Here is a 22896-nt window from a genome sequence, read left to right on the forward strand (position 1 = left end):
CGTTGACAGCGTGTCAGGAGGCCCCCGTCGTGGCTTCGCTTACCGCCGGCATATTCCCGGCTGGCGCAACCACCAGCAATCCCGAGTCCTCCATGGGTAGCCCGAGCACCTCCAACTGATCGGCCCGGGTACGAAAGTCGCCGGCTCGGGCCACCGCCTGTCGCACATCCGGATCCCGGAAGAATACGCGCTCCGAGATACGATACTGGATGACTAGGCTGTTACCCTGGCGCATGGCGTACGCCTGGGCAGGCTCGCCCCCCACTCGGGTCATCCAGGTTGCCAGCACCCGGCTGTTTGCCCACGGCAATGGCGGAGACACTTCCGAGCCGCCGGCCTGGCGAGGCAGTTCCTCAAGGGCGACACGCTGATAATCGCTCAGCACGTCACTGACCATGGGAATCCTGTTGATATTATCCGGCGTCAGGCTGGGCATCAGCAGTACCGCTGCCAGTACCAGGGCAACGGCCCAACCGCCGCTGCCAATCACAACCGACGGGCGAAGGCTGCTCAGCCAGCGTTTCAGATTCGTCATGCGGCGACGACCGGATGGGCGCTTGCCACCGGCGGGGGCGTTCGCAAGGGCGATATCGAGCCGCCCGTCAAAATCGGCGGACAGTCCCGGAGTGGGTATCATCTGCAGTCGTTCGGAAAGAATTCGCTGACGTTCAACATCGTGTTGGCAGGTCTCGCATCCAGCAAGATGGGCCTCGACCAGGGCGGTGTGATGCTCATCCAACTCACCATCGGCATAGCCCGCCAGCCAATCCTGGATTTCGGCGTGCAGGTCGGACCATTCGTGGGCGTCTGTGTTTTTGAGATCACTCATGGGAATTCACCGATGTGTATTTTGTGTGGCTGGCAGCCAGGGACCTCGGGCTTGCCTTGATCAGTCGCTTAGCGAGCAGGCGCCGCGCGCGTGACAGGCGACTCATGACCGTCCCCGGTGCCAGGTCCAGAATTTGTGCGATATCCTGATAGCTCAGCTCCTCAAAGTCCCGCAACAGAATGACCTGCTGAAAGCTGTCCGGCAGGGCGTGAACCGCAGCCATGACCTGCGCATCGCTCTGGTTTTTCAGGAGCTGATCGAAGGGGCCCGGGGCACTGCAGGGATACTCATTCAACACCGCGTCACCGGTGGTCAGCACCGGAGCCAGTTGCTGCCGGCGCCCATCCCGCCGATAGTCATCGGCAACCACCCGGTTGAGAATCCTTAGCAGCCAGGCGTAGGCCGCCACGTGATCGTCCAGTTGGTCAAAGTCCCGCCAGGCCCGGAGCAAGGTCTCCTGGGTCCAGTCCTCCGCCATTTCCTGTGAGGGGGCCTGGCGTTGCGCAACACCGTACAGGCGGTAGCGCCAGGGCCGTACCAGTGTGTCGAATTGCTGCCTGCTTCCGGTGCTGCGCATGGGGCTGCCCGCTACCTATTTATGGTCACTTCACTGGAGGACGTCACCGGGTCGCCTTTTATTCCCGACTTTTTTATGGATTGCCCGGTACCGCGAGCCAGAAGGGGAACTGGCCTCCAACCGGCTCCCGGCGGACCACCTCGAGGGACTGGGTATCAATAACGGCAATGTGGTTATCCGCCGTGACCGACGCGTAAATGAACTGGCCATCGCGGCTTGCCCGAACGCCGTGGGGGCCAACGCCCACGTCGACATTTTTGACAATTTTAAGGCTCTCGGAGTCGATTATAGTGACCACGGACGCAGAAATCGCACCGGTTGCGACGTATTGCTCGCCAGGCACCACGTCGATGCCGCCATGGCCACTACCCACTTTAAAAGTTTTCAGCATGGTTTCGCTAGCCAGGTCCAGTACCCCCACGTTGCCGGTAAAGTCGCGCAGCCATAGCCGTTGACCGTTGGCGCTGATGTCAATGTTGTGAGGCGTCTTGAGACCCGGAGTGGGGATCTGACGCTGTTTTTCCAGGGCCCGCATATCCACTACCGCCAGCGCGCCTTCGCCCTGCAGCGTGACGTAGGCGAGTGTGCCGTCGGCGCTGTAAACGAGGTTGTGGGGTACCTTGCCCACTGGAATTTTCCTGACCAGTTCAAGGGTATTCATATCGATCACCGCAACGTCGCCTTGGGTCGGCGCCACGGCGAGGCCGTAACGGCCATCCGGTGAGATTTTTACGCCCTGGGCCACCTCACCGATCGGTACGCTGGCCATCACCTCACCGCTGGCGGTATTCAAAACGTAGACATTGCCGGTTTTGAAGCCGGACACCATCAGCCGGGAACCATCAGGACTCAGGGCATTGTAGTGAGCGCCCGCGACGCCGGGCCAGGCCTGCTTTGAGGGTAGGACTTTCACGATGCCGCTGTTCTGGACCGCCACATACAGAGGGTCGCGAATGGACTTTTCCAGGCTTAGTTCGGGCGCCGACCGCACGGGAGTGGCTTTGGTCCGCGACTGCTCAGGCGATTGGCCCAGCAGGGTCTGCCGCAGCTGGTAAACATCCTTGCCGGACAGGTCCTTACCCGCAATCGCTTCGATTTCTTCAGGGGTGTAGGGCTGAAACTCACCAGCAACCCGCTTTTCATTGCCGAACGCCGTCAGCACGTAATTCAGCACATCCGCCATTTGCTGGTTAGTGAGCGCACCGCCCCAGGCCGGCATGTTGCCGTTGTAGCTTGTGCCGTCGACTTTGATGGGGCCGGTCAGGCCGTACTGCAGCACATGCCCCAGATAGCGGCGGCCACCGATACCGTCAGTGGCATTGTACATTTGAGCGGTGTGGTTTTTTTGCGGGGGAAACGACCCCGGTATGCCTTGACCCTGAGCCTGATGGCAGGCAGCGCACTGCTGGTTGTACACCTCGCTGCCGCGCTCAAAGCGGGTGTTTTCCGCCGCGCTCACGGGCACACTGACACTGAGCAGGGTTGCGGCGACGAATGATGTGATGGCATGGGGGATCGGTGGACGCATATTACAAACTCCAAAGGCTAAAAGAAGTTCGGCCGGACTCATGTGCTGGCAAGACCTCTTGCCAGCAAAGCACCGGTCGAAAACGATCTGTGAAGCCAAAGGCGTCACCGGGCCGGGATTTATTCCCGAAACTTTCGGCCCGGCCCCCTACCCGCGGACCAAGGCTCAACGAAGGCCAGTAACCCGAGGCTCGCGGCCAAGGGCAAGGCCGCCGAGAATTCCAAGGGGTTATTCTGTCGTGTTCATGATGTTTGCGGAGTACCCCGCACCACGCACAGCCTCCGCAAGTTGTTCGTCCGAAATCCTTGATTCGTCAACTGCCACCCGGGCTTCACCGCTTTCATGGGAGACGGAACACCCCTTGACGCCGGTTTGCTGTTCGAGAACATGACGAACAATTTCCTCGCACCCACCGCAGTGCATGCCGCCGATTGAAAGCCTGATTGTCTGCATGTCTGTCTCCTCACTTATGATCGGCTCGCCTGTAGGCCCCGCATTCTGCTCCAGGGCGTCAAATATGGAACAACACTGCAACGGCCCCTGTCCGGGACAACAGTCCACAAGTGCCGCCAGCCCCTGGCGGATTCGCCGTAACTGTTCAATTTTCTGGTCTACGTCGTGCAGCTTTGCCATCGCCCGCTGGCGTACATCACTTGCGTCTGCCTGGTTGCTTTCGGCATCACGCAACGCGAGCAGCTCAGCGATCTCACGCAGTGAGAAGCCCAGCTCTTGCGCTCGACGAATAAAATGCAGTCGCCTTACCGTGGCGTCCGAGTAAATCCGATAGCCACCTTCCCTGGGACGTGGCGGCTGTTCAATGAGCTTGCGGCGTTCGTAAAAACGAATCGTCTCGACACCAACACCCACCACGTCAGCCACTTTGCCAATGGTCATGTCTGTCATGGCAGAACTCCCACCCAGTAGATCCGAATAATAAGATTAGTGCCCGTACCACGGTACGGGGTCAAGAGTGCTGAACATTTTATAGGAGTGTGGGGCTTGACTCCGTAGCCGACTACGGAAGTATTTTGAAGATAGCCAGCAAAGTCATGAAAGGAACCGTCGCAATGTCAGAGTTGAAATCAGAGTCCAAATCCGGTCGCGGGTCATTAATTGCAGGCGGGGTCGCAGCATTGCTCGCATCGGCCTGCTGTCTTGGCCCCCTGGTCCTGATCGCCCTTGGTGTTTCCGGTGCCTGGATCGGCAATCTTGCCGCTCTGGAGCCTTACCGGCCGTGGTTTATTGGTGCTGCTCTGGTGGCGATGGTCTTTGCCTGGCGTCGGATATACCGGCCTGCACAGGATTGCGAGCCGGGCGAGGTCTGCGCAGTACCGCAAGTGCGCACCGCTTACAAGATCACTTTCTGGATCGTCGCGTTGCTCGTACTGATCGCGTTGGCATTCCCTTTCGTCTTACCGTTATTTTACTGAGAGGCCATACACCATGAGAAAGTCCCTGATCACTGCCGTACTGTTTACGCTGTTCAGCATGCCTGCCTTGGCGGAGCAAAAGACGGTGACCCTGTCTGTTCCCGGAATGACCTGTTCGGCTTGCCCGATTACCGTCAAAGCCGCTCTCAAGAGAGTTGATGGGGTGAGTTCTGTCCAGGTCCGCTATGAGGAACGTGATGCGACGGTTACTTTCTACGATGACAAAACCTCTGTCGACGCAATAACTCAAGCCACGACCAACGCGGGCTACCCGTCCACACTGATACAGTCCGGGGCGAAACAGGAGTAGTGTTTATGAGTGATAACGATCTGCACATTGCCGTGATTGGCAGTGGTGGCAGTGCCATGGCCGCCGCTTTGAAGTCGGCGGAACGCGGAGCCCGAGTGACGCTGATCGAGCGTGGTACCATCGGTGGCACTTGCGTCAATGTCGGCTGCGTGCCCTCGAAGATCATGATCCGCGCCGCTCACGTGGCCCATCTGCGCCGCCGCAGTCCGTTCGACGAGGGCATTGCGGCAGTCGAGCCGACCATTGACCGGCCCCGGTTGCTGGCCCAGCAACAGGCCCGGGTCGATGAGCTTCGTCGCGACAAGTATGAGGGCATTCTCGACGACAATTCGGCGATTACTGTCCTGCGGGGTGAGGCCCGTTTTATCGATGCCAATACAGTGCAGGTTACTACACCTGATGGTACGGAACGCGAGGTACGCTTTGACAGAGCGTTCATTGGTACCGGTGCGCGGCCTACCATCCCCCCGGTTCCGGGCCTGTCCGATACGCCGTACTGGACGTCCGCCACGGCACTGGCCAGTGACACCATTCCGGATCGACTAATTGTCATTGGGGCATCCGTCGTGGCAGTGGAGCTGGCACAGGCGTTTGCCCGACTGGGCAGCGAGGTGACCATCCTGGCGCGCAGTCGACTGTTATCCCGGCAGGACCCGGCTGTTGACGAGGCCATTCAAACCGCGTTCAAAGCCGAGGGTGTCAAGGTTCTGAATGACACCCAGGCGAGCCAGATCAGTTATACCAACGAGGAATTCGTGCTCGACACGAACGCCGGGGAACTGCGGGCCGATCAGCTGCTGGTGGCCGTGGGACGCACACCGAACACAGACAGGCTGAACCTGGAGTCTATCGGCGTCGAGACTGATCGCGGGTCCGTTATCGTCAATGAGCAACTCGAGACCCGGGTGCCGGGCATTTACGCTTCCGGCGACTGTACCAATCAGCCCCAGTTTGTTTATGTGGCGGCAGCGGGTGGTAGCCGGGCCGCGATCAATATGACCGGCGGCGATGCCCGCCTGGATCTCAGCGCCATGCCGGAGGTGGTCTTTACCGAGCCACAGATTGCAACCGTCGGTTTATCCGAGGCCGACGCCGAGGCAAGTGGCTACGTCACCGACAGCCGTACCCTGACCCTCGACAATGTGCCACGGGCCCTGGTCAACTTTGATACCGGAGGCTTCATTAAAATGGTCGCGGAACGTGAAAGCGGGCGGTTACTGGGTGTGCAATCCGTGGCGGGTGAGGCCGGCGAACTGATCCAGACCGCGGTGATGGCGCTACGCGCCCGCATGACCGTCAACGAGATTGCCGATGAGCTGTTCCCGTACCTGACGATGGTAGAAGGTTTGAAGCTGTGCGCTCAAACGTTTACCAAGGATGTCAAACAACTATCCTGCTGCGCGGGATAAGGCAAGGCCCCGTGAATGATATGCGAGAAATCGTGAATCGGCTGGGCCTGACCGGAGAAGCGGAGGCCACGCTTCATGTGGCGCTATTGCGTGAGCTGGTCCAGGGTCGTCCTGTCACTCTTAAGCGGCTTGCAGCGTCGCTCAACTGGACGACGGACCAGGTGGTGCAGGTGCGGGAACAGCTGCCTTGCGGAACCGTCGAGTATGACGGTCAGGGGTTGGTCGGTTCGTAGCTAATCTGGGCCCAACCGGGCGCCCTTTCTCACCCAATGTGGTCCCACTGCTCAGGATAATTGCGGGCCCAACAGATTAGCTTTGTGAGCCACTACAGATACCTGTTCATCGTATTCTGAGTGCTTCCGGGCAGCGTAGCCAGCCGCGACCACACTCACCATTAGTCGGTGTCCCGGATCAACCTGGCGACTTTGGTCAGTAAGGTGTTTGCGGCGTTGTCCGTAAATTGCTGTCCTTCCTCGATGTAGCCCCGCACCGTCCCGTCATGCTTCCAGCCACCCTGGCGCTTGATCTGCGCAAAGTCGACCTTTTCCCGCGCGGCGGCGGTGGATAGACCGCGCCGGAAGCTGTGACTGCTCAGGGTCGGCACGAAGTCCAGGCCGCAGGTTTCCCCAAGCGCTTTCAGGATTCGGTTCACCGACCCGCCTGAAAGGGCCTGGGATTGCAACCGATCCCAGCGGTTGACGGCGCGGAAGACGGGGCCTTCGTGAATGCCGGCATGCTCTAGCCAGGTTTCGAGGGCGCTGACCGGGCAGACCAGCTCGTTGCCCCGAGGCAGGGCCCGCTTCAGGCCTTCACCGTGAGGGTCTGTTTTAGAGCGCGGCAGGGTCACCACCAGCCCTTCCGGCTCCCACGACAAGTGCTTCACCTCAATCGCTACCAATTCACTGCGGCGAAACGCCCCAAAAAAACCGACCTGCAGCAGGGCCCAGTCACGATGCTTCTTGAGCGAGTCAGGCTGTTGCTGGAGTGTTTCCAGGAAGGCCGCAATGTGTTCGAGGCGCAGCGCCCGGGCTTGCCGTTTCGGCCGACCATGGGCGCGACGAATCCCTTCCAACGTTTTGCGCACGCCGGGGTCTCGAGCGGGATCACGCAATCCCTGAGTCTGGTGCCAGCGCCCCAGGGCCGTCAGGTAAACATCCAGCGTGCGAGGATTAAGCGCGTCTGCCTGATCGGACAGATAGGCCGCAAGGGTCGCCGGCTGTGTCGGGAGACGTCCACCCCAGCGCTCAAAGCTGCGAATGGCCGCACGGTAGGTCCGCCGCGTGTTGTCGGTGGTGGCCATGTGGATGTACCGATTAGCCGTATCGGCTAATACGGTCTTTTCCGCGTTACGTAATGTGGACTTGACGGTGGGTTTTGGATCCATGACCGCTCCAATTCGAGGCGTGCTTTCAAGAGCCGCTGATGTACCGGCGTTACAGGAGCAGGATAGAACAGACCACACACTAACGCACGTTAACGCGCTTTAACGTGCGTTAGGCATCTTAAATAAATTTTGTTAATTATCGAATAAATAATGTAATATTACATATCACGTTATATGATAAAATGAGGCATGTCATGGCCCGCGCCGGAATTACTTACCAGGATGTCGCCAACGCTGCGCAACGCGTCCGCCAACGCGGTGACGAGCCCACTGTCGACCGGGTGCGATCGGAACTCGGTACCGGCAGTCGCAGCACTCTCGGGCCAATGCTGAAACGTTGGAAATCAGGCAGCGAAGCCGCAGCGGATCTGAACGGACTCCCGGCTGACTTGGTGGCCGCCGTGAAAGCCCTGCATGAGCGAGCTCAATACGCGGCCGATGAACGTATTACGCAGGAGCGCGAAGCGCACCAGACGCTGGAACAGCAATGGCGCACCGAGCTGGAAGAGGTGCGGCAGCGGTGCGAGTCACTGGAAGAGCAACGCTGCGGGCTGGAGAAGGCCAATGAAGCGCTTCGCAACGAAAGCGATGCCCAGGCCCACGCTCTTCAACAGGAACAGCTCCGGGCGGCCTCACTCACGTCCAAACTGGGGTTGTTTGCGGGAGGGGGCGAAATGACACCCTAAGCATCGGGCCAATGGTATTCACCAGTTAGATTGATATGCTCCCACCCCAGAGGGGATACATGGGGCAGTAGATCGGGATTTGGTGCCTCACCGGCATTGGTGAGTGTCTCGACAATTTCCCCCAGCTTTTTGGTGTTCCAATAGATAATGATTGCCGCAATGAGATTCATCCCAGCAATTCGATAGTGTTGTCCCTCAGAGGATCGATCACGAATCTCACCTCGACGATGAAAACTGATTGCGCGCTTTAGGGCGTGGTGTGACTCACCTTTGTTGAGCCCCATCTGTACGCGCTGTTGCAACTCAGCGTCCAACATCCACTGCATCATAAACAACGATCGTTCAACTCGACCGATCTCACGTAGGGCGACAGCCAGTTCATTCTGTCGCGGGTAAGCAGATAGTCGTTTTAAGAGCTGACTGGGTTTCACTGTGTTTGCCGCTGCACTTGCTGATAACCGGAGGATGTCGGGCCAATTGCGTACGATAAGGTCTTCGTTGATCTTGGCCGCAACCAACGGCCTCAGTGTCTTGTGTACCTCGCTTGGATTAAATGCATACAGGCGTTTCGCCGGTAGATCGCGAATACGAGGTGCAAAACGGTAGCCCAGCAGTGAGCACATGGCGAACACATGATCGGTAAACCCACCGGTATCTGCATATTGTTCCTTCACTCGCCGTCCGGCGTCATTCGACAACAGTCCGTCGAGAATATAAGGCGCTTCGTGTGCTGTTGCCGGAATCGCTTGCGTCGAGAACGGAGCATACTGATCGGAGACATGGGTATACCCCTTTATCCCTGGGTCTATGCCATAGCGTCTGTTCACCACATTCATGGCTTCGCCAGGCCCTGAGGCTCGGAAGAATTGACCATCGGCCGACGCGGACTCTCCGGGCCCCCAGACTTTGGACATAGGCAGTCGACTTTGCGCGTCTACGATCATCGCAAGTGCTTGCCGATAGCCATCGTCTTGTACGTGCCACCGAGAAATCCTAAGCAACTCCCAGAAAGAATGCGTGGTAGATACGGCACCCATCTTGCGAAGGCCCAAATTGACGCCGTCACTGAGTAGTACGGTTAGGAGCCCGATTTGGTCACGACACGGCGCTCCTGTTCGCAAATCTGTGAAAGCTTCTGTAAACCCGATTTCACGGTCTACCGACAACAGAATGTCAGTGACCGGTGTTTGCGGTACACGCCGGTACAAATCCATGACTAGCTGATGGGCATTGTCGGGCGCCTGTTTCTCCAATTTGGAGAGTTTGAGTACGCCGTCTTGAATTAGCCCGTTTGGTAGCCGGTCACGGCGTGCGGCTTCGCCTGTGGCTTCAAATGCTTGAGCCAGCACCTGTTTCCGTTGCGTTAACCAGTCGAGAGGGTCCAACGGTACTGCCAGTGCTGATGACGTTGCAACGGCGTTAACCGGTATCAACTCTTTCGATGGCTCTGCATATCGACGGCTATTTTTTAACCAGATGTCGCCTGCCCTAAATGCATCGCGAATAGCGAAAAGAATCGCAGTTTCCCAAGTTCGACGGTCTGTGCGCTGCAACCTCTTTCGCCATTTGGGTCTAGCGAAGGCTATCGGTAGATTGTTTGGTAACCCCCGATTATTCGATCGGTTCAGTTGTTGGAGTGCGTTAATTGCTTTGAGTATCGGTCCTGCTGACTGCGCACCTTCGATCGCGAGTGTGTTCAGAAACCGTGGTGCATAGCGACGAAATCTAGCGTAGCCACTGTTCACAAAATCCAGAGGATCGGCTCCAACTTTGGCATTCACAGCGGTGGCATCTTCGACCAGGCGATTGAATACCTCCCAGCCGCAATCCTGTTCAATGGCTGTGTCGACGGGCTCGCCGGCTTCTCGCGCCGCGATGATCGATGCGCCTACTTCGGAAAAAGTTTTGAGTGTTTGTTGGATGAGCGCACGTTGATCGTTAATTTGATCATCTCTAAAACGCTCAGAAGCACGGTACAGCCGACCCACAATTCGATCATGGGTTTCGACGATGGCGTCACCGATTGCGCCATGCCATTCAACACCACAGACGACTAGTATCGCCAGTTTTCTATGCGTAGGTAGATCACGCATGCCATCGGCATAGTAGCGTTCACCCTGGCGACGAAGGCGGGCTACTCTGTGCGAGGGCACACCCTGAAGCAAAGAAGGGCTGAGTTCCAAATCAACGATCCGTTCCAGCCGATCGAGCAACCCATTGACCACCCGTGAGTTGCTGCCCGGTTCGTGTTGGCGCAACCAGACGAATCGGGTGACGCCTGTCACCGTTGTTTCGCTGAGCAATGCGGTGAGTCTGTCCACTGTGGTGTTGTCGAGACGATCCGCGATGCGCCTAGAGATACGATTGTCGGCGGCGACCAGAGCATCTGCACACAATCGTTCAACCGTTGAAGGTGCCGGTACAACAATGCGCCGAAGGCGCATTTGGGCGACCACTTCGCGTGCCAAACCTTCGTTAGAGTGGGCCTGTTCAGCGGCTGATGCCAGCCACTGGGCGAAATCTAGGTCAGAAGCCTGATAAGTTCGATAGCCGTATAGATTCTGGAGCGACACCGAATGCTGATAGCGTGTCTGCCGTCTCTCCGCATAGTCGGCAAGGTCGCTTTTCGACAAACCCAGTTGCGCCCCAATAAATTTGATAATTGGGTCTGGGATGAATTCGCCTGGTTGGAGTAGTCGACCGGGATACCGCAAGGCACATAGCTGCAATGCGAAACCCAATCGGTTGCCGGGGCGTCGCCTTGTTTTGACATGCTGCATGTCCTCGTCACTCAACACGTAGTGGCGGAGCATCGAGTCTTCATCCGCTGGCAATCCGAACAGTGCTTCCCGTTGTCGTTCGGTCAGAATGGTGCGTCTTGGCATGCGATACTGTCCCAGTTAAACTAAAGGCTAAACAGGACACCAATCCAGCCAGTAAACATGCGGCTTTGCAAGCCATGAAGAGAGGTAGGTTTAATTGGGACACCGGGTAGCCATTTATTGTCGAGTGTCGACAGCTGATCAATCGTGTGCGCGGCAGGCACGCGATCTTCGAGCATTCGCTAAGCGAGCGAACTACGACGTCATTGGAGTTTTCAAGGAAACGGGGTCAGGTGCGAAATTGGATCGCACAGAACGAAAGAAAATTATGGCCTTGGCGCAACGCCGGGAAATCGATGCGGTAGTCGTGACAGAATTGTCTCGATGGGGTCGATCAACCATCGACCTGCTCAACACGCTCCGCGACCTGGAAAACTGGAAAGTCTCGGTGGTCGCCATAAGCGGCATGACCTTTGATCTATCGACATCCCATGGTCGGATGATGGCAACCTTTCTATCCGGCATCGCAGAATTTGAACGTGATTTAATTAGTGAACGCGTAAAATCCGGTCTTGCTGCAGCAAAAGCTCGCGGCAAAAAGCTGGGCCGAAAGAAGGGCTTCCGCCCAAAATCCGACAAACTTTCACCTAAAGTGCTTCACCTCATTGAACAAGGTAAGAGCTATCGATGGATTGCACGGGATCTCGGTATTAGCAAGAACACGGTCTCTGAGATTGTAAAACGCTCACGCGAGGCGGCCTAGACGCAGGCACTTTTTCTCGGTACCAGACCCTCAGCGACCTCGTTCAAACAGATCGACGAGTTCAACGATCTTATCTCTTTGCTCATCCAAAGAGCCTTCTCTAAGTGCACCTTCAATACAGGAATTTGCATGATCACGTAGAAGTTCGGTTTCAACTTTTTTCGACGCGGCTTTCGTGGCCTGAATTTGTTGCAAGATGTCGACACAGTAGCGACCTTGTTCCAGCATTCGATCTACGCCGCGGACTTGACCTTCGATTCGCTTAAGGCGCCTCGAAATCGCTTTTCGAGAGGCGGGCAAATCTGATTTTTCAAGGTTGGACATGGTGTTATCACTCGGTCGACATACTCCTTAGGAGTATACAACGACCATCAGCTTGATATCAGTCTCGAGTTCTCACGTGACCGTTGATGCGCAGCCAAGATTGAATGATTCTAATCCTGGTCGCTTGGCCTTGTTAAATACGCCGGGGGAGTATATTGTGGCAAGCATGTCGATCCTCCGCCTTTATATATCTTCGTTTCTGGTCCTCCCCTTGGTCTTAGGCGCGGGTGTCGGGGTGTGCTATGCAAATGCAAGCACAGGGATAGACGAACATGCGCATCATTCAGTCGATGGTGGACCGTGCGATGGTGAGTGTTCTTATGACCATTGCTTTACCCATTGTGCGGTTAATGCCACAGAGCATCTCCAACAGGATGCCCTCCAACCGACGACGCGCATCGATGACCTCGACGACAATCTTGTCGCTGTATTCAAATTCAGTGAATCCATATGGCCTCAAGCGCAGGTCACTTCGAACTCGGCACGCGAGCATGTTCCGCCTCAGAGAACAGTCGATTCGCCAGTTCATCGTTATGATCGCCTGCTGAATTAGCCTGCCAACTTTTTGATGTCAGTGGCCTATCGTCGTCATTGACTGGATAGTGCCAATTTCCAAAACTAAGTTATTCCGCCAGGGCGTGCTTTTTACGCCGGGATAGCGCGCAAGCAACCAAGATTATTTGTTGGAGCGAACAATGAACAACCAAACGATGTATTCGAAATCAAGACGCCGCTTTATAACGCAAGCGGGTGCTACAGGTGCAATCCTTGGGCTCAATTCTTTGGTCCCGGCTTTTGCCGGAGAAACCTTAGGCTTAGGCTTACGCCCCGAACAAGCAACCGGCCCGATTGATCTCAATATTACCCGTCAGCCCCTTGATATTGGCGGGCGAATGGGCGATACGGTGACGATCAGTGGTTCCATTCCCGGTCCGCTTGTTCGCCTAAAAGAAGGGCAGGACGCAGTTATTAGGGTCACAAATCAACTGGATGAAGACACTTCCATTCACTGGCATGGCTTACTGCTCCCCTATGAAATGGATGGCGTCCCCGGTGTCAGCTATGCGGGTATCAAGCCAGGTGAGACGTTTCGTTACGCCTTTCCGGTAAAGCAAAGTGGCACGTACTGGTATCACAGTCATTCTGGATTGCAGGAACAGCAAGGTCACTATGGGCCGTTAATTATTGATCCGATTGCCCCCGAACCGTTTGCATACGACCGCGAATATGTGGTCATGCTTTCTGACTGGACGTTTGAGAACCCAATGAGCGTTCTGAAGAAACTGAAGAAGCAAAGCGATTACTACAACTATCAACGCCGAACAGTTCCCGAGTTGTTTAACGATGCTGAAGAAAACGGTTGGGGTAAAACGGTTCGAGAACGCATGGTCTGGGCGCGATCGCGGATGGCGCCTACGGATATCGCCGACGTAAGCGCTGCGACCTATACCTATTTAATTAACGGAATGGCACCAGATTCCAATTGGACAGGCTTGTTTCGGCCGGGAGAGCGCATACGCCTGCGGTTTATCAATGGCGCTGCGATGAGCTACTTCGATGTCCGCATCCCGGGACTGAAAATGACCGTGGTACAAGCAGATGGGCAGAATGTTCAGCCGGTCGCTGTTGATGAATTTCGAATTGGCGTGGCGGAAACCTATGACGTCATTGTCGAGCCTGTCGACGAGGCGGCATACACGATTTTCGCAGCCTCCATGGACCGCAGCGGTTATGCGCGCGGAACCCTGGCATCCAAAGCAGGGCTCGAGGCAGCAATACCGCCGCTAGGCAATCCTCCGGTGCGCACAATGAAGGATATGGGCATGGGTGCGATGGCCATGCCGGGTATGACGTCGGCACCCAAAGATGGCTTGCCTGCGATGAACATGAAAGATGGGACTATGGCGATGCCGGGTGAAATGCCTGCTAAGAAGCAGACGATGGACAGTATGGACATGTCACGCAATAGAGGCACTGGCATGTCAACAGCATCATCGCCAGTAAAGCATGGCCCGGACCGTCACGGTAAAGGCAACACAATGGTTGCTGAATTTCCGAGTAATCGCCTGAGCGAACCGGGTGACGGACTGGAGAACAATGGCCGTCGCGTGTTGGTGTACACCGATTTACGCAGCCTGTCGCCGTATCCCGATCAACGGACTCCGGAACGCGAAGTAGAATTGCACCTGACCGGCGTGATGGATCGGTACATGTGGTCGTTCGATGGTAAAAAGTTTTCTGAAGTGGATGGTCCTGTCCACTTTAAGTATGGCGAACGCCTGCGCTTGGTGCTGGTCAACGACACCATGATGGAACATCCGATTCACCTGCACGGTATGTGGATGGAACTCGAGAATGGCGCCGGTGAATACCGGCCACGCAAACACACGCTCAACGTGAAGCCTGGTGAGCGGCTGACCGCGCTGATCAGTGCAGATGCCCCCGGCAACTGGGCCTTCCACTGCCACCTGTTGTATCACTTGGACATGGGTATGTTTCGAGTGGTGTCGGTGACCAATGATGCAGTGTCATCGGAGAACCGCAATGGATAATCAATTGCTCACCACATCCCCCTCGATTCGAATTGTGCTAGGCAGCTTTTTGATTGTTCTCCATACGTTTGCTTTTGCGGAGGAATCCGGTTGGCCGGAACCCGTTGAAGACAACTTACCGCTGGGTATGATCATCGCAGACCAGTTCGAGTATCGCGATAACGACGGCGCCGATACGTTGCGCTGGGATATGCAGGGCTGGTATGGCACCGACACCAACAAACTGTGGATGAAATTTGAAGGTGACGACCAAACATCAGCAAACGGCGGCGAGTTGGAACTTCAAGCGCTCTATAGCCGAATGATCGCGCCGTTTTGGGATTTGCAGGTCGGCCTGCGCTATGACCGACAGTATGGCTCTGGCCCCGATCAGGATCGCAGTTTTGCGGTGCTGGGCGTCCAAGGTTTAGCGCCTTATCGATTCGAAGTCGAGCCCGCCCTCTTTATCAGCGAGGATGGCGACGTCTCGGCTAGATTAGTAGGCACTTACGACCTGTTGTTCTCGCAACGCCTCATACTGCAACCTCGATTTGAAACCAATATTGCAGCCAGTTCAGTACCTAGATTTGGCGTCGGTAGCGGGTTGAATGATGTGCAACTAGGTCTGCGATTACGTTACGAAGTTCGTCGAGAATTCGCGCCTTATATCGGCGTCAGCTGGAAGCGCCAATATGGCAACACGGCTGATCTGACCCGTGCCGACGGCGGAGACGTTGACAATCTGGCATTGGTTGCCGGCTTTAGAGTGTGGTTCTAACTCGTGCACACCAAATATTCCATTTATTTCATAGGAGCTATACCCAATGTTACCGATTGAACAAATCCACCCATTGATTGTGCATTTCCCAATCGTCTTTGCGTTATCGCTGGCGGCGTTCGATTTCGTCGTTGTTTCTCGGGGTGTGTCCCTCGATGGTCGCGGTGCTATTGCTAATATCTCGGCTGGACTCGGGCTAGGCGCGGGGCTGGCCGCCGCAGTCGCTTTTGTTTTTGGTGACCTTGCGCTCGATGTCGCGCTGGCCAACGGTACGTCCCTTGCAATATTAGAAAGGCATGAGGAGTTGGGAAGTATTACAGCAGGTGTCTTAGTGGCTTGGGGGCTGCTACGCGCAGTTATTTGGTGGCGAGGCACCGTTCTATCGAGGCGCCTCTGCTGGGGTGCAGTGGTATTCGAGCTGGCGATTGCAGGACTGATCGTCACAACTGCTTATTTTGGTGGTCAACTCGTCTATGAATTCGGCGTCGGTGTTTCGTTGCCGTCGGGACTTTAGACTGTTTTGGTTGGGGCATGAGTCTAAATGGTTGGACTTTATTGTCCGCGTTCACTGATATGCGGAACCTGTTAGTCACCTAAGAGGGCGAGTCCTTTCTCACAGACAATACTTGTGAGCTGTGTTGACCATTGAGAGAGGGGGCTGAATATCAATTTGGCTTACATTTATGTCCTATGGCCGATTCCATTTGGATGTCTAAAAAAGATAACTACTGAGGGCATCCTTTTTAATTGAATTTCTGCAATAGACGCTACCCTTCGGGTGTCATTTCGCCCTCTCCCGCAAACGACCCCAAACTGGAGGCAAGTCAGGAGAAACTCAGTGAGACCACTGCAACCGTCCAAGAGATGAAGCAGGAAAACCGCGATATCCGCAGCCATTTCGAGCACTACCAGCAGGAGATTGCCGAGGATCGCCGTCATGAACGGGACCAGTTCCACAGGACCCAGTCAGGGCTGGAGGGTCAGGTGGATCAGCTGACGCAGCAGCTCCGTTCCAGCGAACAGGACCGCGACACGCTGAGACAACATCGCGACCAAATAAACCAGCGCTATGAGGCCAGTCAGGATCACGCTGAAAACTTGAAAGAAAAATTGCACGCGAGCCAGGCCGTCATAACACAATGGGCAACGCGAACAGAAACGCTGGAAGCGACAGTCGACCGCCTCCAGCTGGAGCGAGATAGCGACGCCGAACACAGGGAGAAGCTTGGTGCGGCCCTAACGGATTCTGAAAAACATCTCGCGGCCTGCCAGCAGCGGATCTCCGACCTCAGAGAGCGCGTGGCAGCGGCTGACGACCGAAACCAGTTCCTCAACGATCAGAATCGCGAATTACTGCAGGAAAAAGCTGTCCTCCAGGGTCAGTTGAAACAACTACAAACAAGCCTGGCTAAATAGCCCGCTATTGTCTCGGCCTGATCATCCCTGAGAGTTGCGAGTGATGCCAATCGCGCAAGGAGTAGTTAGATGTCTACCGTGATCTTTGGCAGGCTGCGAGCTGCGGCAAAACGCATTCAGCATGATGCGCTGACGGTTATTTTGTGGCGCGAGACCCGAATACCCCCCATAGTCGTTCGGCTGCTCGCAATCGCAGCGTACGCCATGAGTCCAATTGATCTCATTCCGGACTTCATGCCGATCCTGGGCTATCTTGACGACATTATCTTGGTCCCGCTGGGCATCGTCCTTGTCATCAAGCTGACGCCATCGAATGTGATAGAAGCAAGTCGCTCGAAAGCAGCTAAAGTGGCAATCAAGCCGATCAGCCACGTTGCGGCCGCAGTCGTTATTGGCACATGGCTTTTATGTGCCACGGCTTTTGGCTACTGGGTGTGGGAATACAGCAGGTAACGCATCGTCTGCACGTGATGAAATAGTTAATTTAAGGCTTGTAAAACAGATGGTTAATGCGCTTTTTGGAGGATTTCGTCAGAATCGTTGCCGACCCTCACTCTGGCACATAGAGAACATCGATTGCTCAGGGAATAATACATGCCAACTGCGTTAACACCGGGCGGAGTGGAGCCGCTGTTGCTCGATCACAGGCCTGTAAGCGAGCAGATTAATGTCAGAATTACGGCACAAAATGATGCTCAGGCGGTGATGGCTTGGCTTGAAGAGTACGTTGACAGCCCACAAACCTGGAAAGCGTACCGCCGGGAATCCGAGCGGCTTTTACTCTGGCTGAATAGCCAAGGACTCACGCTGGCAGATATCCATAGAGAAGCGCTGCGCCGGTTTGAACTGTTCCTTGCCGACCCTCAGCCCAGTGATCAGTGGGTAGGGCCCTCCAAGCCCCACGCGCACCCAGCGTGGCGGCCGTTTCGTGGGCCTTTATCGCCCGCCAGTCGGCGCCAGAGCTTAGTGATTCTGCAGGGCATGTTTGCCTGGCTGGTAGAAGCCGGGTGGGTTAGCCATAACCCGTTTCGCCTGATGCGTGATAAATCACGGCGCTTGAACAATCAGGCGCCGCGCATTGAGCGTTACCTGGAGAGCGATGTATGGGCGTGGTTCTGGCAGTGGCTCAATGAGCCGTTAGCGGTGGAAGAGGGGAGTCGAAGGTTTTTTGAGCAGGCGCGTCGACGCTTTATCTTTGGTTTTGCCTATCTACTTGCTCCGCGTATCAGTGAAATGGCAGACGCGCGCATGGGCGATTTCCAGCGCAGCGAAGGGCGTTGGTGGTGGAGCGTGGTAGGTAAGGGCAGCAAGGTGGCGCGGATTCCGCTGCCCGACGACATGCTAGCTTGCCTGCGCCAGTGGCGCCAGGCGCTAGGCTTGCCTGACCAGCCTAGCGAGCTGGAGCATAATGCGCCGGCTCTACGCGCCCTGGATGGGCAACGCGGTTTGGGCCACAACCAGCTTTATAGACTGATTCGGGCAACGTTTCAGCAGGCAGCCCTAGCGCTTGAAGAGGAGGACGGCGCATCGCAGCATGTCAACGCGCTGCGTCAGGCAACGCCACACTGGTTACGGCATACATCGATTACCCATCAGGCTCAGTCGGGCATTAGTCTGCGCCATTTGGCTGAAAGCGCGCGTCATGCGCGTCTCGATACCACATCACGCTATCTGCATACCGAAGACATTGAGTGGCATAAAGAGCAGCAGCGTCATCGGTTAAGCAATTCGCCATTGACTCGTTATAATGGGGCAGATTCATAGCTTCATTAATAGTTATACCAGTAGCCATTACCCATTTAGAAGGAAATACCATGAGCACTTCCGGCGCCGAATTGGCCCAGCAAGAGCTGATTGAAGATTTCGAGATATTCGATAACTGGATGGATCGTTATCAGTACATTATTGATATGGGCAAACAGCTGCCTGACTTCCCCGACGATTGGAAAGTCGAGGAGTTTAAAATCCAGGGCTGCCAGTCTAATGTATGGATGCGGCATGAAGAGGAGGGCGATAAGCTGATTTTTAAGGCGACGTCCGATGCCGCTATTGTGTCGGGCCTGATTGCCTTATTACTGCGCATTTATAGTGACCGCTCAGCAGCAGAGATTCGTGCTACCGAACCGCACTTTTTAGCTGATTTGGGATTGGATAAGCATCTTTCGCCGACCCGTAGCAACGGCTTACATGCGATGCTTGAAAAGATCTATCAGGTGGCACACCAGCGCTAGCGGGAAGGGTGGTCGCTGCAACAGGAAGAGGATGCATCTTCGTCCTCGCGGCAAAGCTGCTCGCTTCGGCCGCCGGGTACTGGGTCCATGCCGCCAGGGCTGCCTGGGTGGCACTTGACGATACGCTTCACGGCCATCCAGCCACCTTTTATCGGCCCGTGCACCTGAATTGCTTCAATAGTGTAAGACGAGCAACTGGGCCAGAAGCGACAGCGAGGGCCCAAAAGGGGGCTAAGCGTATATTGGTAGGTTTTAATACAGCCAATCATCACGCTTGTTAATGCCCAGCGCAGGGCTGATCGCAGTGATGTTAGCCAGCGGCTCATGGCTAGGCGTTTCATGGCTAGGAAGAGACTTTGTTGCCGTAGAGCTCATCGGGATCGATTAGCGGCGTGCTGGTAATCGATGCCTGCTCTTGGGCCACGCCAATATAGAAACAGCTACGACGGCCGGTATGGCAAGCGGGTCCTGTTTGCTCAACTTGCAGAAGCAGGGTGTCACCATCGCAATCAAGGGCAGCGGACACAAGCTGTTGCTGCTGGCCTGATGACTCACCTTTGCGCCACAATTTTCCCCGTGAGCGCGAGTAGTAACAGACCCGCTGCGTGGTTAGCGTCTCTTCTAGCGCCTGACGATTCATCCACGCCATCATTAGCACTTCTTTGGAGTCGTGCTGTTGGGCAATCGCAGGGATTAAACCATCGGCATTAAAGCGCACAGCCGTTAGCAGGGTTGCAATAGCGGGCAGGCTATCATCAGGGGTAGCACGCTCAAGCTGCTTAAAAAGGGCGTCTGGAGCTACTTGGTCAAAACGGGACATACATTCTACTCGCTAGCTATTGAATACATCAGCTTGTTCGACAATCCTGGCAGAGCCCTTGCAGCTCTATGGTTTGGCGCTCAACGTTAAACCCTTGGCTGTTTGCCAGAGCCGCCAGTTGATCACTGATCTCATCTAAATGCAGCTCTTCTACGTACCCGCAGTGTCGGCAAATGAGCAACTGAAAACCATGCACATGCTCAGGGCACGCGCAGGCCACATAGGAGTTTTGTGACTCAATCCGATGCACCAAGCCCTGGTCAATCAGAAACTCAAGCGCCCGATAAACCGTCGGCGGCCTAGCCGCCGCATGTTCGGTAGACAGCTTATCCAGCAGATCATACGCCTTCAGCCCACCACCATTTTCAGCAATCAGCTCTAGCACGCGCCTGCGTATGGGCGTGAAACGAACGCCGCGGATGTGGCACTGAGACTCCGCCTGCTGCAGTAGTGTATTCGCTTGGGTCATGGACAACTCGTTGAACGTGGTTAGCCTAGGCTCTCGTCAATAGCCAGTCTACGCGCTGGAAGAGGTGGTGTCAGGGCTTTCTACCAGCTCACTTTGCCGCGCGAAATGGTGTTGGGAAAAGGCGACACGCTGTTTGGCAGGCACGCCATCCGGCTGCCGCTCAATTAGATCCAGGCGACGGCGCAAACCTTCCCCATTGGTCATTTGAATGGCTAGGCCGGGGCGTGCATTCAGTTCAAGCAGCATCGGCCCATGCTTGCGATCCAACACCATATCGGTACCGAGATACCCCAGGCCGGTCATTTCATAACAGCCCGCCGCCAGGTTCAGCAGCGTTTCCCACTGAGGCACCACTAAGCTTGCCAGGTCGTGACCCGTATCGGGATGACTAAAGCAGGGCCGGTCAAACTGAACGGCGCGTAGTGCAGCCCCCGTTGCAATGTTTAGCCCCACTCCCACGGCACCCTGGTGCAAGTTTGCCTTGCCATCAGAGGCGGCGGTGGAAAGCCGCATCATGGCCATAACGGGATAGCCCTTAAAGACGATCACCCGGATATCGGGCACCCCCTCGTAGGTGTAATCCATCAGGCTTTCATCGAAATTGATCAGCGTCTCAATCACCGCCACATCGGGCGAGCCGCCCAATGAGTAGAGACCGGAAAGAATATTAGAGACGTGCCGCTCAACATCGGTGAGGGTTAGCTTGGCGCCACTTGGCTTGATAAAGGCATTATCTTCGACCTTTTCAATCACCAAAATTCCTTTGCCGCCACTACCTTTAGCAGGCTTGATAACAAAGCCTGCATGGCCCGTGAGCATTTCGCCGATGTGCTTAACCCCGAACTGGGTGGTCACAGTGCCGATCAATTCTGGCGACGTTATCCCATATTGCTGGGCGAGCAGTTTGGTCTTAAGTTTATCGTCCACCAAGGGATAGAGTCGGCGGCTGTTATAACGGCCAATGTAGCGGATATTACGCCGATTCATGCCAATGATGCCTTTATCACGCAAGCGCGTGGGCCACGTCCAGTTGTTGAACCAACTCATGATGGTTTCTCATCATCAATAATTGGCTTAAAGCGGCGTAACTCCAACAGTCGGTAGCCAGTGTAATTACCCAGCAGCAAGATCAACGCCATGAGTATCAACTGCACGCCTAAGAAGTTGAACGTGATATGGCGTACCCAGGGATTGTTCATCGCCAGATAGGCAAGGACGGCGGTGATCAAGCTGCCGCCACCCTGGATCAATACCTGTTTAGGACCTTCCTCTTCCCATAGAATCGACATCCGCTCGATAGTCCAGGCAAGGATGATCATCGGGAAGAAGGTAATCGTTAAGCCAGCACTCAGCCCCATGCGATAGGCCAGTACAGTAAAGATAGAAATGATCGCGATCACCGTGATGATGACCGCGGAGACCCTGGCCACCAGCAGCAAGTTCAAGTAAGAGAGGTAGTTACGGATAATCAGCCCGACCGCAACGATAAGCAGGAAACCGATAAGGCCAGTGGGCAGGGTGGTCTGAATGAAGGCGAGGGCGATCAAAACCGGCATGAAGGTACCGGATGTCTTTATGCCTACCAAGACACGTAAAAACACCACCATTAGCGCGCCAATCGGAATCAGCAGAATGGTCTGGAATAGCGCTTGTTCTTCCAACGGCAGGCTATGAATGGAGAAATTCAGCAGCGTGTCCTCGGAATAGTGGTTGCGCACCGCGGCTGATGCCGGCTGATCATGGGTCATCATTGAGAAGGTGACCCGAGAGTTGGTGCCCCCTTGTACTTCTAAAACGGCTCGACCGCCCGTTTCCCACAACAGTAGGTTTTCAGGTTTGCCTTGCTCGCCTGTCAGCGGGTGAAAAATTGACCACTGTTCACCAGACTCGTCAAACACTTGGATCCAACTACTAAGTGTTTGGCGGCGACGTCCATCTTCCAATAGCAGGCCGCTTACTTCGCGCGCTAATACGCCCGCTTGGTTAAGCAAGCGGACCACTAATGCCGCTGGGTTTTCCTGAGATAACAGAAGACGCGCGTTTTCGCCCTGACGCTCACCATTCACATCTCGGATCAGCTCCCGGGCAAACGTCGCGTTATTGGCGCTGCGAGCCCAGGCTTGTTCGATCAGCTGGCTAGCCGCCGTGTCATAAGGACTTTCCCATGGTGTGATTGGGGTCATTTCAGGCGGCGTTTGCACCGGTGCCTGGGCATCTTGCGATACAAGCATTTGAACAGAGTAGTACAGCGTTTGGCTGCCAGCCGCTTCGCGAATCGTCCACTGAGCGGTACGGCCTAGTTCATCTGCTTGGTAGGCCAAGCCATACCCTGACGATGCTGTATTTTCAGTTAATACACGATAGCCCGCCTGATGAGAAGGCAGTGCCAAGTCGACTTGCACAGGGCCATCTTGAGCATTGAAGTTTATGCCCGCTTCAATTTCCCAGACCTGGCGTTGTTCACCGGGCAGCCAGGGGATTTCAAACTGCACATGGCGATGTACGCTGGTGGCAATGCCCGCGACCAACAGCAAGCCGACAATGATATAAAACATTAACCGTGACATGGAGATTCCTTTCTACGTAAAG

Annotated in this window: 26 protein-coding genes and 1 pseudogene; 13 read left to right on the forward strand and 14 right to left on the reverse strand. The window is 55.5% G+C overall.

Translation table 11 applies throughout. The features are described from left to right. Positions 1 to 13 precede the first annotated feature (13 nt). The 5 genes and pseudogenes from V8L71_RS01870 to V8L71_RS01885 form a co-directional block, all read right to left on the reverse strand. Positions 14 to 535, reverse strand: a complete 522-nt coding sequence (locus tag V8L71_RS01870; protein ID WP_241524640.1) for a hypothetical protein — start codon at positions 533 to 535, stop codon at positions 14 to 16. Between the two features lie 156 nt (positions 536 to 691). Next, positions 692 to 829 (reverse strand): annotated as a pseudogene (locus tag V8L71_RS20720) (zf-HC2 domain-containing protein); the annotation flags it as partial. Next, positions 822 to 1406 (reverse strand): RNA polymerase sigma factor, encoded by a 585-nt coding sequence (locus V8L71_RS01875; protein ID WP_083024703.1) that lies wholly within the window; start codon positions 1404 to 1406, stop codon positions 822 to 824. The pseudogene V8L71_RS20720 and the gene V8L71_RS01875, both read right to left, overlap by 8 nt. Before the next feature lie 73 nt (positions 1407 to 1479). Next, positions 1480 to 2934 carry a cytochrome D1 domain-containing protein gene (locus tag V8L71_RS01880; protein ID WP_101146398.1) on the reverse strand — a complete coding sequence of 485 codons (1455 nt, stop codon included), beginning with the start codon at positions 2932 to 2934 and terminating at the stop codon, positions 1480 to 1482. A 228-nt stretch (positions 2935 to 3162) separates the two neighbouring features. Then, positions 3163 to 3837: a MerR family transcriptional regulator gene (locus V8L71_RS01885; protein ID WP_198556035.1), complete on the reverse strand. Its 675-nt coding sequence runs from the start codon at positions 3835 to 3837 to the stop codon at positions 3163 to 3165. Positions 3838 to 4001: 164 nt separating this feature from the next. Here V8L71_RS01885 and merT point away from each other — a divergent pair, with 164 nt between their 5' ends. From merT to V8L71_RS01905, 4 genes are read left to right on the forward strand one after another with little or no spacing between them, the layout of a single operon-like run. Then, a complete protein-coding gene (gene merT, locus V8L71_RS01890; RefSeq protein WP_085682208.1) occupies positions 4002 to 4364 on the forward strand; it encodes a mercuric ion transporter MerT in 363 nt (120 codons plus the stop codon). Between the two features lie 13 nt (positions 4365 to 4377). Beyond that, positions 4378 to 4674, forward strand: coding sequence for a mercury resistance system periplasmic binding protein MerP (gene merP / locus V8L71_RS01895; RefSeq protein WP_085682209.1), 297 nt, complete (start codon positions 4378 to 4380; stop codon positions 4672 to 4674). 5 nt (positions 4675 to 4679) lie between these two features. Continuing rightward, entirely contained in the window at positions 4680 to 6083 is a 1404-nt protein-coding gene (gene merA / locus V8L71_RS01900) for a mercury(II) reductase (protein WP_085682210.1), read from the forward strand. Between the two features lie 20 nt (positions 6084 to 6103). Further along, positions 6104 to 6316 carry a hypothetical protein gene (locus tag V8L71_RS01905; RefSeq protein WP_223305241.1) on the forward strand — a complete coding sequence of 71 codons (213 nt, stop codon included), beginning with the start codon at positions 6104 to 6106 and terminating at the stop codon, positions 6314 to 6316. Positions 6317 to 6477: 161 nt separating this feature from the next. On the opposite strand, the gene V8L71_RS01910 is transcribed toward V8L71_RS01905, so the two are convergent. Then, positions 6478 to 7467 (reverse strand): site-specific integrase, encoded by a 990-nt coding sequence (locus V8L71_RS01910; RefSeq protein ID WP_063091982.1) that lies wholly within the window; start codon positions 7465 to 7467, stop codon positions 6478 to 6480. 194 nt (positions 7468 to 7661) lie between these two features. On the opposite strand from V8L71_RS01910, the gene V8L71_RS01915 reads away from it, so the two are divergent. Next, complete coding sequence (locus tag V8L71_RS01915; protein WP_336273067.1) at positions 7662 to 8153, forward strand: DNA-binding protein; 492 nt, start codon at positions 7662 to 7664, stop codon at positions 8151 to 8153. Here the strand turns inward: V8L71_RS01915 and V8L71_RS01920 are convergent. Then, positions 8150 to 11038: a Tn3 family transposase gene (locus V8L71_RS01920; RefSeq protein ID WP_136629443.1), complete on the reverse strand. Its 2889-nt coding sequence runs from the start codon at positions 11036 to 11038 to the stop codon at positions 8150 to 8152. The genes V8L71_RS01915 and V8L71_RS01920 overlap by 4 nt on opposite strands. 94 nt (positions 11039 to 11132) lie before the next feature. Between V8L71_RS01920 and V8L71_RS01925 the strand changes: the two genes are divergently transcribed. Further along, the gene (locus tag V8L71_RS01925; RefSeq protein WP_041932919.1) at positions 11133 to 11738 is read left to right on the forward strand and encodes a recombinase family protein; all 606 of its coding nucleotides are present in this window, start codon (positions 11133 to 11135) and stop codon (positions 11736 to 11738) included. A 30-nt stretch (positions 11739 to 11768) separates the two neighbouring features. Here V8L71_RS01925 and V8L71_RS01930 read toward each other — a convergent pair whose 3' ends face one another. Further along, a complete protein-coding gene (locus V8L71_RS01930; RefSeq protein WP_336273068.1) occupies positions 11769 to 12062 on the reverse strand; it encodes a metal-sensitive transcriptional regulator in 294 nt (97 codons plus the stop codon). Between the two features lie 283 nt (positions 12063 to 12345). After that, the gene (locus V8L71_RS01935) at positions 12346 to 12522 is read right to left on the reverse strand and encodes a hypothetical protein (RefSeq protein ID WP_336273069.1); all 177 of its coding nucleotides are present in this window, start codon (positions 12520 to 12522) and stop codon (positions 12346 to 12348) included. 235 nt (positions 12523 to 12757) lie between these two features. Here V8L71_RS01935 and V8L71_RS01940 point away from each other — a divergent pair, with 235 nt between their 5' ends. From V8L71_RS01940 to V8L71_RS01970, 7 genes are all read left to right on the forward strand, one after another. Beyond that, entirely contained in the window at positions 12758 to 14614 is a 1857-nt protein-coding gene (locus V8L71_RS01940; RefSeq protein ID WP_336273070.1) for a copper resistance system multicopper oxidase, read from the forward strand. Next, complete coding sequence (locus V8L71_RS01945) at positions 14607 to 15371, forward strand: copper resistance protein B (protein WP_092034159.1); 765 nt, start codon at positions 14607 to 14609, stop codon at positions 15369 to 15371. The genes V8L71_RS01940 and V8L71_RS01945 overlap by 8 nt, the downstream gene beginning before the upstream one ends. A 46-nt stretch (positions 15372 to 15417) precedes the next feature. After that, a complete protein-coding gene (locus tag V8L71_RS01950; protein ID WP_092034156.1) occupies positions 15418 to 15885 on the forward strand; it encodes a DUF2231 domain-containing protein in 468 nt (155 codons plus the stop codon). Between the two features lie 350 nt (positions 15886 to 16235). Continuing rightward, the gene (locus V8L71_RS01955; protein WP_336273071.1) at positions 16236 to 16787 is read left to right on the forward strand and encodes a hypothetical protein; all 552 of its coding nucleotides are present in this window, start codon (positions 16236 to 16238) and stop codon (positions 16785 to 16787) included. A gap of 69 nt (positions 16788 to 16856) precedes the next feature. Next, positions 16857 to 17240 (forward strand): YkvA family protein, encoded by a 384-nt coding sequence (locus V8L71_RS01960; RefSeq protein ID WP_023007037.1) that lies wholly within the window; start codon positions 16857 to 16859, stop codon positions 17238 to 17240. Positions 17241 to 17381: 141 nt separating this feature from the next. Next, a complete protein-coding gene (locus V8L71_RS01965; protein WP_336273072.1) occupies positions 17382 to 18551 on the forward strand; it encodes a tyrosine-type recombinase/integrase in 1170 nt (389 codons plus the stop codon). A 50-nt stretch (positions 18552 to 18601) separates the two neighbouring features. Further along, on the forward strand, positions 18602 to 19018 hold the full coding sequence (locus tag V8L71_RS01970) for a SufE family protein (protein WP_008957953.1): 417 nt from the start codon (positions 18602 to 18604) through the stop codon (positions 19016 to 19018). On the opposite strand, the gene yidD is transcribed toward V8L71_RS01970, so the two are convergent. Genes yidD through V8L71_RS01995 form a run of 5 tightly spaced genes read right to left on the reverse strand, consistent with a single transcriptional unit; the run spans position 19015 to position 22874 of the window. After that, positions 19015 to 19344 carry a membrane protein insertion efficiency factor YidD gene (gene yidD / locus V8L71_RS01975; protein WP_336273073.1) on the reverse strand — a complete coding sequence of 110 codons (330 nt, stop codon included), beginning with the start codon at positions 19342 to 19344 and terminating at the stop codon, positions 19015 to 19017. The two genes, V8L71_RS01970 and yidD, sit on opposite strands and share 4 nt — an antisense overlap. Before the next feature lie 17 nt (positions 19345 to 19361). Continuing rightward, positions 19362 to 19838 carry a phosphoribosyl-AMP cyclohydrolase gene (gene hisI, locus V8L71_RS01980; protein ID WP_336273074.1) on the reverse strand — a complete coding sequence of 159 codons (477 nt, stop codon included), beginning with the start codon at positions 19836 to 19838 and terminating at the stop codon, positions 19362 to 19364. A 28-nt stretch (positions 19839 to 19866) separates the two neighbouring features. Continuing rightward, positions 19867 to 20307 carry a transcriptional repressor gene (locus V8L71_RS01985; RefSeq protein WP_008957956.1) on the reverse strand — a complete coding sequence of 147 codons (441 nt, stop codon included), beginning with the start codon at positions 20305 to 20307 and terminating at the stop codon, positions 19867 to 19869. Positions 20308 to 20355: 48 nt separating this feature from the next. Then, positions 20356 to 21354 (reverse strand): alpha-L-glutamate ligase-like protein, encoded by a 999-nt coding sequence (locus V8L71_RS01990; RefSeq protein ID WP_101145526.1) that lies wholly within the window; start codon positions 21352 to 21354, stop codon positions 20356 to 20358. Beyond that, positions 21351 to 22874 (reverse strand): inactive transglutaminase family protein, encoded by a 1524-nt coding sequence (locus tag V8L71_RS01995; protein ID WP_101145525.1) that lies wholly within the window; start codon positions 22872 to 22874, stop codon positions 21351 to 21353. The genes V8L71_RS01990 and V8L71_RS01995 overlap by 4 nt, the downstream gene beginning before the upstream one ends. Positions 22875 to 22896: the final 22 nt, after the last annotated feature.

Source organism: Vreelandella indica, from assembly GCF_037070225.1.
GTDB lineage: Bacteria > Pseudomonadota > Gammaproteobacteria > Pseudomonadales > Halomonadaceae > Vreelandella > Vreelandella arctica.